This window comes from Citrobacter koseri ATCC BAA-895, from assembly GCF_000018045.1.
GTDB classification, from domain to species: Bacteria; Pseudomonadota; Gammaproteobacteria; order Enterobacterales; family Enterobacteriaceae; genus Citrobacter_B; species Citrobacter_B koseri.
The window spans coordinates 3,842,134-3,855,552 of sequence record NC_009792.1; the positions used below are offsets into that span (position 1 = coordinate 3,842,134).

General features: G+C 55.6%; 8 protein-coding genes. 1 reads left to right on the plus strand and 7 read right to left on the minus strand.

The window, feature by feature from the left end:
* Nucleotides 1-48: 48 nt before the first annotated feature.
* The 4 genes from pyrG to rlmD form a co-directional block, all read right to left on the minus strand.
* The gene (pyrG, locus tag CKO_RS17700; RefSeq protein ID WP_012134890.1) at nt 49-1,686 is read right to left on the minus strand and encodes a glutamine hydrolyzing CTP synthase; all 1,638 of its coding nucleotides are present in this window, start codon (nt 1,684-1,686) and stop codon (nt 49-51) included.
* Nucleotides 1,687-2,039: 353 nt separating this feature from the next.
* Nucleotides 2,040-2,831, minus strand: coding sequence for a nucleoside triphosphate pyrophosphohydrolase (mazG, locus tag CKO_RS17705; protein WP_012134891.1), 792 nt, complete (start codon nt 2,829-2,831; stop codon nt 2,040-2,042).
* Between the two features lie 130 nt (nt 2,832-2,961).
* Nucleotides 2,962-5,196 carry a GTP diphosphokinase gene (gene relA / locus CKO_RS17710; protein WP_012134892.1) on the minus strand — a complete coding sequence of 745 codons (2,235 nt, stop codon included), beginning with the start codon at nt 5,194-5,196 and terminating at the stop codon, nt 2,962-2,964.
* Between the two features lie 51 nt (nt 5,197-5,247).
* Entirely contained in the window at nt 5,248-6,546 is a 1,299-nt protein-coding gene (gene rlmD / locus CKO_RS17715; RefSeq protein ID WP_012134893.1) for a 23S rRNA (uracil(1939)-C(5))-methyltransferase RlmD, read from the minus strand.
* A 57-nt stretch (nt 6,547-6,603) separates the two neighbouring features.
* Between rlmD and barA the strand changes: the two genes are divergently transcribed.
* Nucleotides 6,604-9,360, plus strand: coding sequence for a two-component sensor histidine kinase BarA (gene barA / locus CKO_RS17720; RefSeq protein ID WP_012134894.1), 2,757 nt, complete (start codon nt 6,604-6,606; stop codon nt 9,358-9,360).
* A 133-nt stretch (nt 9,361-9,493) separates the two neighbouring features.
* Here the strand turns inward: barA and CKO_RS17725 are convergent, their stop codons facing one another.
* From CKO_RS17725 to CKO_RS17735, 3 genes are all read right to left on the minus strand, one after another.
* Nucleotides 9,494-10,636: a glycerate kinase gene (locus CKO_RS17725; protein WP_012134895.1), complete on the minus strand. Its 1,143-nt coding sequence runs from the start codon at nt 10,634-10,636 to the stop codon at nt 9,494-9,496.
* Between the two features lie 81 nt (nt 10,637-10,717).
* Nucleotides 10,718-12,058: a glucarate dehydratase gene (gene gudD / locus CKO_RS17730; protein WP_024130902.1), complete on the minus strand. Its 1,341-nt coding sequence runs from the start codon at nt 12,056-12,058 to the stop codon at nt 10,718-10,720.
* Between the two features lie 19 nt (nt 12,059-12,077).
* Complete coding sequence (locus tag CKO_RS17735; RefSeq protein WP_012134897.1) at nt 12,078-13,418, minus strand: enolase C-terminal domain-like protein; 1,341 nt, start codon at nt 13,416-13,418, stop codon at nt 12,078-12,080.
* Between the last annotated feature and the right edge of the window lies 1 nt (nt 13,419).

Genomic DNA, 13,419 nt, shown 5'->3' on the forward strand with positions numbered 1-13,419 from the left:
ACAACGCGTACCTTTGGTACGCGTTGCCGTTCTAACTTTTTTTACTTCTTACTTCGCCTGACGCTTCTGATATTCGCTGGCGGCTTTCACAAAGCCTGCAAACAGCGGATGCCCGTCACGCGGCGTTGAAGTAAATTCCGGGTGGAATTGACAGGCAACGAACCACGGATGGTTCGGCACTTCGATGATCTCGACCAACTGATCATCCCCGGAACGGCCCGCAATGCGCAGACCCGCAGCTTCAATTTGGTTCAACAACATGTTGTTGACTTCATAGCGGTGACGATGGCGCTCAGTGATTGTCGGCGTACCGTACATCTGGCGAACCAGGCTCTCATCGGAAAGCTGACACATCTGCGCGCCAAGACGCATGGTGCCACCCAGATCGCTCTTCTCCGTACGGACTTCAACGTTGCCGTTCTCGTCACGCCACTCGGTAATCAGCGCCACAACAGGGTACTTACAGTCTGGCACAAATTCCGTTGAGTTGGCGTTTTCCATACCCGCTACGTTGCGCGCAAACTCAATCAGCGCAACCTGCATACCCAGGCAAATACCCAGATAAGGAATATTGTTTTCACGCGCATAACGCGCCGTCGCGACCTTACCTTCAACGCCACGGTAGCCGAAGCCGCCAGGGATCAGGATAGCGTCCAAATCTTTCAGAATTTCGACGCCGCGCGTTTCAACATCCTGCGAATCGATCAGCTTGATGTTGACGGTGACACGGTTCTTCAGGCCACCGTGTTTCAGCGCTTCAATCACCGACTTATAGGCATCCGGCAGTTCAATGTACTTGCCGACCATACCGATAGTCACTTCGCCCGCCGGGTTCGCTTCTTCGTAGATAACCTGTTCCCATTCGGCCAGGTTCGCTTCCGGGCAGTCTAAGCTGAATCGTTTACAAATATAATCGTCCAGGCCCTGAGATTTCAACATGCCCGGAATTTTATAAATAGAATCGACGTCTTTCAGAGAAATAACGGCCTTTTCAGCAACGTTACAGAACAATGCAATCTTCGCACGCTCATTGGCCGGAACGGCGCGATCGGAACGGCAGATCAGAATATCCGGCTGGATACCGATGGAGAGCAGTTCTTTAACGGAGTGCTGCGTCGGTTTCGTTTTGACTTCGCCTGCCGCGGCCATGTACGGCACCAGCGTCAGGTGCATAAACAGCGCGTGCTCACGACCGATATCAACCGCCAGTTGACGAATCGCTTCCAGGAACGGCAGGGACTCGATATCACCGACAGTACCGCCGATTTCGACCAGCACCACGTCGTGGCCTTCGCCGCCTTCGATGATGCGCTCTTTAATCGCGTTGGTGATGTGCGGGATAACCTGTACGGTTGCGCCCAGATAGTCGCCACGGCGTTCTTTACGCAGAACGTCAGAGTAAATACGACCCGTGGTGAAGTTGTTGCGGCGGCTCATCTTGGTGCGAATGAAGCGCTCATAGTGACCCAGGTCCAGATCGGTTTCGGCGCCGTCTTCAGTAACGAACACTTCCCCGTGTTGGATTGGACTCATAGTACCAGGATCGACGTTGATGTACGGATCCAGTTTCATGATGGTCACGTTGAGGCCACGGGCTTCAAGAATGGCTGCGAGGGAGGCTGCGGCAATGCCTTTACCCAGAGAGGATACGACCCCGCCGGTCACAAAAATATAGTTCGTTGTCATGCTGAACCTGAGAAGTTAGGTTTAAAAGACGATGGAATAACCAGGACGGGAAAGCAGTATACCCGAACATGGCGTACGCCACAAACTTTCATTATCCCCTCTCCTTCGTTCTTCAAGCCGCACCAGTGTTAGCTTCCTTCACTCCCCCCAGTCACATCGCATTTCTATGTTCCTGGGGATTCTTTCAGTCGCCGCCTTGTTGCGACTCGAATAACTCGAAGAGGCAGTATACAAGGTGTTTCATCAACATAACGGAAAGAGAAAATAGCCCCTTTGGGGTAAATGTTTTTGACGTAAATCAAGAGCTTGTTATTTAAAAAATCACACAAAACGCCCTTGACTGCCTAAATTCGTTAGAGATCAATTTCCTGGCGTTTTACCTGCTGCCAGACTTCTTCCATTGTTTCCAGATCAACTCCCGTCATTTCCAGGCCTCGCGCCGCAACAATCCGCTCAACTTCACGAAAACGCCGTTCGAACTTTTCATTGGCTTTTTGTAACGCGGTCTCTGCTTTTGTCCCTAAATGACGCGCCATATTGACGGTGGCAAAGAGCAGGTCGCCCATTTCCTCCTCCAGTTTAGCCTGGTCTACGACAGCCTGCCGCGCCTCGAACATGACCTCGTCGATCTCTTCATACACCTTATCGACAACCGGCCCTAACGTCGTCCAGTCAAAGCCGACGTTCGAACAGCGTTTCTGGATTTTTTGCGCGCGCATTAACGCCGGTAAGCTGCGGGGAATATCATCCAGCGCCGAATGCTGCGCTTTCTGCGCGCGCTCTTCGGTTTTGATTTGCTCCCAGCGGGCTAATACCTCGGTACTGTTGTGAGCGGCTACGTCCGCAAAGACGTGTGGGTGGCGACGTTCCAGTTTATCGCTGATGGCGGCGCAAATATCATTAAAGTCAAAGCGCCCTTCTTCCTGCGCCATCTGCGCATAAAACACGACCTGAAACAGCAGATCGCCCAGCTCTCCGCGCAGGTCGTCAAAGTCCTCACGGGCAATGGCGTCGAGCACTTCATAGGTTTCTTCAAGGGTATACGGCGCAATGGTGGCAAACGTCTGCTCTTTGTCCCACGGGCAGCCGTTTTCCGGGTCGCGCAAGCGTTGCATAATGCCAAGCAGGCGATCGATTTGATTCATTGGAATATCCTGAAAATTGTCACCAACGTAGGCCGGATAAGGCGACAGCCGCCATCCGGCAACTGGCAATGCCTGATGGCAACGCTGACGCGTCTTATCAGGCCTACAAAGCGTATCCGGCCTGGAAAAATTAATTACCGTGCAAACGACGCGCGTCGATCACATCCGGCACCTGGTTGAGTTTACTGAGAACGCGCCCCAGCACTTGCAGGTTGTAAATTTCGATGGTCATATCGATGGTGGCGAGCTGCTGCCGGGTGTCGCTGCGGCTGGCCACCCCCAGCACGTTCACCTTCTCGTTAGCCAGAATGGTGGTGATATCCCGCAACAAGCCGCTGCGATCGTTGGCCTGAACGCGTACCACCAGCGAATATCCCGCAGAGTAGCTCTCGCCCCACACCGCATCCACGATACGTTCCGGTGCATGAGAACGCAGCTCCACAAGCTGTTCGCAGTCCGCCCGGTGTACGGAAATACCGCGCCCCTGGGTGATAAACCCGACAATCTCATCTCCTGGAATCGGCTGGCAGCAGCGCGCAATGTGGTGCATCAGGTTGCCGACCCCTTCCACCACCACGCGACCATCGTCTTTACGGCGATTCTGCGGGGCGTATGTTTTCTGCTGAAGCTGTTTCAGCGCGGCGGCGTCCTGTTCGGCGGCGCTCGGCTTATTAAACTGCGATTGCAGGAAGTTCACCATCTGGTTAAGGCGAATATCCCCGCCGCCAATCGCCGCCAGCAGTTCCTCCAGCTCATTGAAGTTGTAGCGCGGCAGCAGGTGTTTTTCCGCCTCTTTCAGGCTGATGCCCAAATGCGCCAGTTCATCGTCGAGGATTTGCCGCCCGGCGAGAATGTTCTTGTCCCGATCCTGCTTGCGAAACCAGGCGTGGATTTTAGAACGGCCACGGCTGGTCGTCACATAGCCCAGGTTCGGGTTGAGCCAGTCCCGGCTAGGGTTTGGCTGCTTCTGGGTGATGATTTCAATCTGATCGCCCATCTGCAACTGATAGGTAAACGGCACGATACGCCCGCCGATTTTCGCCCCGATGCAGCGATGCCCCACATCGCTGTGGATATGGTAGGCAAAGTCAAGCGGCGTGGAGCCTGCGGGCAGATCCACCACATCGCCTTTTGGCGTAAAGACATACACCCGGTCGTCAAAGACCTGGCTGCGCACTTCATCCAGCATTTCGCCAGAATCCGCCATCTCTTCCTGCCAGGCGATCAGCTTACGCAGCCACGCAATTCTGTCTTCATGGCCCGTGCGCGCGCCCCCGGAGACCGCTCCCTCTTTGTACTTCCAGTGCGCCGCGACGCCCAGTTCGGCATCTTCGTGCATCTGTTTGGTACGAATCTGGATCTCAACGGTTTTACCGCCAGGGCCAAGCACCACCGTATGGATTGACTGGTAGCCATTAGGTTTCGGGTTGGCGACGTAATCATCGAACTCGTCCGGCAGATGGCGATAGTGCGTATGCACAATCCCCAGCGCGGCATAGCAGTCCTGCAAACGTTCGGCCACAATACGCACGGCGCGCACGTCAAACAGCTCGTCAAACGCCAGATGCTTTTTCTGCATTTTGCGCCAGATGCTGTAGATGTGTTTCGGGCGGCCATAGACCTCCGCCTTCACACCTTCGGTTTTCATTTCAGAACGCAAATGCCCGACAAACTCTTCAATGTAATGCTCGCGGTCAATGCGGCGTTCGTGCAGCAGTTTGGCGATCCGCTTGTATTCCGCCGGGTGCAGATAGCGGAAGCAGTAATCTTCCAGCTCCCACTTCAGTTGCCCGATGCCCAGCCGGTTAGCCAGCGGGGCATAGATATTGGTGCACTCTTTCGCCGCCAGTACGCGTTCATCTTCCGGCGCGTCTTTAACCTCGCGCAGATGGGCGATGCGTTCCGCCAGCTTGATGACCACGCAGCGGAAGTCGTCCACCATCGCCAGCAGCATCCGACGAACGTTATCCACCTGCTCGGAGGAGACGGAATCGTTATGCGTCGCTTTCAGCTGACGAATCGCCGCCATGTCGCGCACGCCGTGAATCAGATTGACGATCGATGTCCCCACGCTCTCGCGCAGGATATCTTCGCTGACAACATTGGCGTCAGCCAGGGGGAAGAGCAGCGCCGCCCGCAGCGTGTCGATATCCATACTTAACGTAGAGAGGATTTCCACCATCTCCACGCCACGCCACAGCAACAGTTCCGCATCGGGATGTCCTTGTGTCTGTTGCAGGCAATACGCCCAGGTTTCGGCTAAGCGTTCACACGACTGCTGGCTGGAGATACCCAGACTCGCGATCCATTTTTTCGGATCAAACTCACCAGCTTTATTAAGATGTGCACTTCTTACCGCAACCATTGTCCTCTCCTTAAGGGACCAGGCCTACCGAAGTCAGCAAGCCATGACTCATTACAAACGCTCAAACAACACCATTGATTCCAGATGCCCAGTGTGTGGGAACATGTCGAGCATCGCCAGCCGCTGAATTTGGTATCCGGCATTCAACAAGGCGTCGCTATCCCGTGCCAGCGTAGCAGGATTACAGGATACATAAACAATACGAATTGGTTTTAACTTTATAATGTGTTTCATCACGCCTGCCGCCCCGGCACGAGCGGGATCGAGCAAAATTTTGTCAAAACCGTTTTTCGCCCATTGCTGCTTCGTGACATCTTCTTCGAGATTTTCGTGAAAGAATGTCACATTCTGTAATCCGTTACGCCGCGCGTTTTCCCGGCCTTTTTCCACCAGCGCCGGAACGCCTTCAACGCCCACAACGCTGGCGGCGCGCGTCGCCAGCGGCAGAGTAAAATTCCCCATGCCGCAGAACAGATCCAGAACGCGGTCGTCAGGTTGAATATCCAGCCATTCCAGCGCCCGGGCGACCATTTTCTGGTTCACCCCTTCGTTGACCTGAATAAAGTCGCGCGGGCTGAAGGTTAAGCGTAGCCCGTTTGAATCATACCAGGGCGCCTCCCCGGTAAGCGGTTCAAGTATGTCGCTTTGAGGGGCCAGAAACAGAGACAGTCCCTCAGAATGCGAAAAGCGTTCCAGTTTTTCTCTGTCCGTCGCGTTCAAGGGCGCCGTATGACGCAGCACCATTAGGGTGCCATTCCCCGCCTGTACCAGCTCGACATGGCCAAAGTGGCGGTTTCCTTGCAAACTTTCCAGACACGCCCTGACGCGAGGCAGCAGCGCCTCAAGCTGGGGCACCAGAATGGGGCACTGCCTGACATCCACGATATCGCTGGAGCCCGCCTTGCGAAATCCCATCTGCAATTGCTGAGTTTTAGGCAGATAATTCAGGCTTAAACGCGCGCGACGTCGATAGCCCCACGGCGTATCGGCGATCACCTCGGCGACATCGCATTTCATTAAGCGCGACAGCGCGGCGCTTTTGCTGCGTTGTTGCAGCGCGACGCTGGCATGCTGCTGCTGGCAGCCGCCACAGACGCCAAAGTGTGGGCAGCGCGGCGTTTCCCGTTCCGGGCTATCATTCAGGCGACGCTTAACTTGCGCGCGAGCGAACTGTTTTTTATCTTCGGTAATGACGACGTCGCCCTTTTCCTGGGGCAGTAATCCCGGTATAAACAGCGCCTTTCCATTATGGCGAGCCACGCCCTGACCAAAAGGATCGAGGTCATTGACCGTAACGGTTATGATCTGACGCGTCGTCACGCGTCGTTTTGCAGAGTAGAATTGCGCCATCGACGAGATATTTCTCAATTTAACAGTGTGACCCTAATTGTCCCATAACGGAACTCCATGACCAACTACAGCCTGCGCGCACGCATGATGATTCTGATCCTGGCCCCGACCGTCCTCATTGGTTTACTGCTCAGTATCTTTTTCGTTGTGCATCGCTATAACGACTTGCAGCGTCAACTGGAAGATGCTGGCGCCAGCATTATCGAACCTCTTGCGGTCTCCAGCGAATATGGCATGAACCTGCAAAACCGCGAATCAATCGGGCAGCTCATCAGCGTTCTCCATCGCCGCCACTCCGACATCGTGCGCGCCATTTCCGTTTATGACGAGAATAACCGGCTGTTTGTCACATCCAATTTCCATCTCGATCCGTCAGAAATGCAGCTCGCCACCGGGGAGCCGTTTCCCCGCAGGCTGAGCGTGACCCGCCACGGGGACATTATGATCCTGCGAACGCCGATTATCTCCGAAAGGTATTCGCCGGACGAATCCCCCGTAACAGACGCCAAAACGCCGAGAAATATGTTGGGATATGTGGCGCTTGAACTGGATCTCAAGTCCGTCCGCCTGCAACAGTACAAAGAGATTTTCATCTCCAGCGTGATGATGCTGTTCTGTATCGGCATTGCCTTAATTTTTGGCTGGCGTCTGATGCGCGACGTCACCGGTCCCATTCGTAATATGGTCAATACCGTTGACCGCATTCGTCGTGGGCAGCTCGACAGCCGCGTCGAGGGCTTTATGCTGGGCGAGCTGGATATGCTGAAAAACGGCATCAACTCGATGGCGATGTCGCTTGCCGCTTACCATGAAGAGATGCAGCATAATATCGATCAGGCCACTTCGGATCTGCGCGAAACGCTGGAACAGATGGAGATCCAGAACGTTGAGCTGGATCTGGCGAAGAAGCGCGCTCAGGAAGCGGCGCGTATTAAGTCTGAGTTTTTGGCCAACATGTCGCACGAACTGCGTACGCCGCTTAACGGCGTGATTGGCTTTACCCGTCTGACGCTAAAAACCGAACTCAATACAACCCAGCGCGATCACCTCAATACTATCGAGCGTTCGGCCAACAACCTGCTGGCGATCATCAATGACGTGCTCGATTTTTCCAAGCTGGAAGCGGGCAAGCTGATTCTGGAAAGCATTCCTTTCCCGCTACGCAGCACGCTGGATGAAGTGGTGACGCTGCTGGCGCATTCATCCCATGACAAAGGGCTGGAACTCACGCTAAACATCAAAAATGACGTACCGGATAACGTCATCGGCGACCCGCTGCGCCTACAGCAGGTCATTACCAATCTGGTCGGTAATGCCATTAAATTTACCGAAAGCGGCAATATCGATATTCTGGTTGAAAAGCGCGCGCTCAGTAATACCAAAGTACAGATTGAAATCCAGATCCGCGATACCGGCATCGGCATTCCCGAGCGCGACCAGTCGCGTCTGTTCCAGGCTTTCCGCCAGGCGGACGCCAGCATTTCACGCCGTCATGGCGGAACCGGTCTGGGGCTGGTGATTACGCAAAAACTGGTCAATGAGATGGGCGGCGATATCTCGTTCCACAGTCAGCCCAATCGCGGTTCCACTTTCTGGTTCCACATTAATCTCGATCTCAACCCGAATGTGATAAGCGACGCGCCGCCAACGCGCTGTCTGGTCGGAAAACGGCTGGCCTACGTCGAACCGAACGCCACCGCCGCGCAATGCACGCTGGATATGCTGAGCGACACGCCGCTGGAGGTGATCTACAGCCCGACGTTCTCAGCGTTGCCGCTGGATCACTACGATATCCTGCTCATCAGCGTTCCGGTGACCTTTAACGAACCGCTCACCATGCAGCAAGAACGGCTGGCAAAAGCCGCCGCCATGACGGACTTCCTGTTGCTGGCGCTGCCTTGCCATGCCCAGATTAACGCCGAAAAACTCAAGCAAGGCGGCGCGGCGGCCTGTCTGTTAAAACCGCTCACCTCAACGCGTTTACTGCCTGCGCTGACGGAATACTGCCATTTAAATCAGCATGTTGAACCGCTGCTGACGGATGAGAATAAAATCGCCATGACGGTAATGGCGGTCGACGATAACCCGGCCAACCTGAAGCTGATCGGCGCGCTGCTGGAGGACAAAGTCCAGCATGTGGAGCTTTGCGACAGCGGGCATCAGGCGGTGGAACGGGCCAAACAGATGCAGTTTGATTTGATCCTGATGGACATTCAGATGCCGGATATGGACGGTATCCGCGCCTGTGAGCTGATTCATCAGCTTCCGCATCAGCAGCAAACGCCGGTGATCGCCGTGACGGCACATGCGATGGCGGGTCAGAAAGAGAAGCTGCTGAGCGCGGGGATGAATGACTATCTGGCCAAGCCGATAGAAGAAGAAAAGCTGCACAGTCTGCTGTTACGCTATAAGCCGGGGGCCGTGGTAGCAACCCGATTACCCGCCGCTGAATCGGCTGAGTTTATCGTCAACCCGAACGCAACGCTCGACTGGCAACTGGCGCTGCGCCAGGCGGCCGGAAAATCCGATCTGGCGCGGGATCTGCTGCAAATGCTCATCGACTTCCTGCCGGAAGTGCGTAACAAAATTGAAGAACAGCTGGTGGGAGAGGCGCCCGAAGGGCTGGTGGATCTCATCCACACGCTGCACGGCAGCTGCGGCTACAGCGGGGTGCCGCGCATGAAAAACTTGTGCCAGTTAATTGAGCAGCAGTTACGCAGCGGCACCAAAGAAGAGGAGCTTGAACCCGAGTTTCTGGAGCTGCTTGATGAGATGGACAACGTCGCGCGCGAAGCAAAGAAAATATTAGGATGAGGGGGATGCCGGATGGCGACGCTAGCGCGTCTTATCCGGCCTACAGGTGCGTGGCCGTAGGCCTGATAAGCGCAACGTGACCGGCCTACAGGTGCGTGACCGTAGGCCTGATAAGCGCAGCGCCATCAGGCAGTTAACGTAAATGTTGCCCCACGTTAAGGGTGGCGGCGATATTGCGCGCAGCCATACGCACATTTTCTGCGGCATTCTCCAGCGCCTCATCCAGCGTACAGATGGTATAAATCACGCTGAAAACAGCATCCAGCCCATGTTGGTGTACAACACCCACATCTGCCGTCAGGCTACCTGCAATGCCAATCACGGGCTTATTATGTCGTTTCGCGACCTTTGCCACGCCAACAGGCACTTTGCCGTGAATCGTTTGGCTGTCAATGCGCCCTTCTCCGGTAACAACCAGATCCGCATCAGCAACGCACTCCTCCAGATGCAAGGCATCGGTCACGATCTCAATGCCACGCCGTAACTCCGCGCCGCAAAACGCATATAATGCGGCTCCCAGACCGCCCGCCGCGCCGCCGCCCGCCAGTTCGAATACATTAATATCCAGATCGCGGGAAATCAGCCGGGCATAGTGCGTCAGCGCATCGTCTAAGCGTTGAATCATCTCCGGCGTGGCGCCTTTTTGCGGACCAAATACCGCAGATGCCCCCTCTTTCCCGGTCAGCGGATTCGTAACATCGCAGGCGACTTCGATACGACACGCGGCAAGACGTTTATCAATACCGCTGATATCAATCTTTGAGAGCGCTTCCAGCGCCGCGCCGCCTTGCGTAATCTCCTGGTGCTGCGCATCCAGCAATTTCGCCCCCAGCGCCTGCACCATACCGACGCCGCCGTCATTCGTCGCGCTACCGCCAAGGCCAATAATAATATGTTCCACCCCGGCATCGAGAGCGTGGCGAATTAACTCACCGGTTCCCCACGAGGTGGTTTTTAGCGGATCGCGTAATTGCGGTGGAACCAACTCCAGCCCGCTGGCGGCGGCCATTTCGATAAAGGCCGAACGCTCGTCGCCAGAAAGCCCATAAAATGCCCGCACGCTGTCACCGAGCGGGCCCGTCACGTCAACATCAACAATCCGGCCTGCCGTGGCCTCGACCATCGCTTCAACCGTTCCCTCACCACCATCAGCAACCGGGAGTTTTACGTAATCCGCATCAGGCCAGATTTCACGAAACCCCTCCTCAATGGCGGTCGCTACCTCAAGAGCGCTCAAACTTTCCTTATAAGAGTCCGGTGCGATCACTATTTTCATAAAGCATCCTTACGCATGTTGACTGTACTAAGCATACACCAGGAGAAGAACCGACCCCATGACGAAACCGGTTCAATACAGTCAGCGCACCATGCACGGGCGCTTATTGTCGAATGTCCAGTTCGGGATCAAATACTGCATTCCCATCGCATCATCACGCGCGCCCAGGCCGTGTTGCTGATACAACTCGTGCGCCTTCATCACCTGATCCATGTCGATCTCAACGCCAAGACCTGGTTTATCAGGCACCTGCACCATACCGCCTTTGATTTCAAACGGCTCTTTGGTCAGACGCTGATTACCTTCCTGCCAGATCCAGTGGGTGTCGATCGCGGTGATCTTGCCTGGCGCGGCGGCCGCCACATGCGTGAACATCGCCAGGGAAATATCAAAGTGGTTGTTGGAATGCGAACCCCAGGTCAGGCCGAACTCATGGCACATCTGCGCGACGCGAACAGATCCCTGCATCGTCCAGAAATGCGGGTCAGCCAGCGGAATGTCCACAGACTGTAAGGAGAGCGTATGCCCCATCTGACGCCAGTCAGTGGCGATCATATTGGTGGCCGTCGGCAGGCCGGTCGCGCGACGGAACTCCGCCATCACTTCACGACCAGAGAAACCCTGCTCCGCCCCGCACGGATCTTCCGCATAGGCCAGCGAGCCTTTCAGGTACTTACCGATTTGGATTGCTTCGTTCAGCGACCAGGCGCCGTTCGGGTCCAGCGTCACGCGGGCATTCGGGAAGCGTTTCGCCAGCGCTACAATGGACTCCGCCTCTTCATCTCCCGCCAGAACGCCGCCCTTCAGTTTAAAGTCGTTAAAGCCATACTTCTCGTATGCCGCTTCCGCCAGGCGGACGACCGCATCAGGAGTCATCGCCTCTTCGTGACGCAGACGATACCAGTCGCATTTCTCATCCGGCTGGCTCTGGTACGGCAGCGGCGTCGCTTTACGGTTGCCGACAAAGAACAGATAGCCAAGCATTTCCACTTCGCTACGCTGTTGCCCCTCACCCAGCAGGGATGCCACGTTAACCCCCAGGTGCTGGCCTAACAGATCAAGCAGCGCCGCTTCAATGCCGGTGACCACATGAATGGTGGTACGTAAGTCGAAGGTTTGTAAGCCGCGCCCGCCCGCATCACGATCGGCGAACTGATGACGCACGGCATTCAGCACGTTTTTGTACTCACCCAGCGTTTTACCCACCACCAGCGGGATCGCCTCTTCCAGCGTCTGGCGGATTTTCTCGCCGCCAGGGATTTCCCCCACGCCGGTGTGACCAGAATTGTCTTTAATAATGACGATATTACGGGTGAAGAACGGCGCATGCGCCCCGCTCAGGTTCATCAGCATACTGTCATGCCCCGCAACCGGGATAACCTGCATAGCGGTAACAACAGGGGTCGTAAATTGTGTACTCATCATTCAGTCCTTATATGAATTAGCGACGGCCGAAAACGGGGCGTTTACGATCAAAAGTCCAGCCGGGGATCAGGTATTGCATCGGGCCTGCGTCATTGCGCGCGCCGCCGGGCAGTTTCTTGTAAGCGTCATGCGCTTTCTGCACCTGCTCCCAGTCCAGCTCCACGCCAAGACCCGGCGCATCCGGCACTGCAATTTTTCCGTCTTTAATTTCCAGCGGTTGCTTCGTCAGGCGACAATCGCCCTCCTGCCAGATCCAGTGGGTGTCAATCGCCGTCGGTTTACCCGGCGCGGCAGCGCCAACATGAGTGAACATCGCCAGGGAAATATCGAAATGGTTGTTCGAATGGCAGCCCCAGGTCAGCCCCCAGTCATCGCATAATTGCGCCACGCGCACCGCGCCGGAGAGCGTCCAGAAGTGCGGGTCGGCGAGCGGAATATCCACCGCGTTTAACATCACCGCATGGCCCATTTCACGCCAGTTGGTGGCAATCATGTTGGTCGCGACCGGCAGCCCCGTCGCACGACGGAACTCCGCCATCACTTCACGCCCGGAGAATCCTTGTTCTGCGCCACACGGATCTTCAGCATACGTGAGCACATCGTTCAGCCCTTTACACAGTGCGATGGCTTCATCCAGCAGCCAGGCGCCGTTTGGATCAACCGTGATTCGCGCATCCGGGAAGCGTTTTTTCAGCGCGCGGGCCGTGTCGATCTCCTGCTCGCCGGGCAACACGCCGCCCTTCAGTTTGAAATCTTTAAAGCCGTAGCGATCCTGCGCCGCCTGCGCCAGATGCACAACCGCGTCGCTGGTGAGCGCTTCCTGATGGCGCAGGTGATACCAGTCATGATTGCCCGGCGTTTTTTCGAGATAAGGTAAATCCGTTTTGGTGCGATCGCCCACGTAGAAAAGGTAGCCCAGCACAGTCACCGCATCGCGTTGTTTGCCCGGCCCTAACAGTTCGCACACCGGTACATTCAGCGCTTTGCCCAGCAGATCCAGCAGCGCCGCTTCCAGAGCCGCTACCGCATTCACCCGCAGTTCGAAAGTCCAGGCGCCTTTACCAAAGGTATCAAAGTCGGCAGCCTGATTACCTTTATGCACCTGTTGCACCACTTTATTCAGGCGGGCCACTTCCTGGCCTAAAACCATCGGAATCGCATCCACCAGCGTCTGGTAAATCACCTCGCCGCCGGGCGCTTCACCCACGCCGGTGTTACCGGCGTTATCGGTGAGGACGACGATATTGCGCGTGAAATACGCGTTATGCGCCCCACCGATGTTGAGTAACATACTGTCATGTCCGGCCACCGGAATGACTTTCATATCGGTAATGACGGGACTTGATTGCGTTGTCATA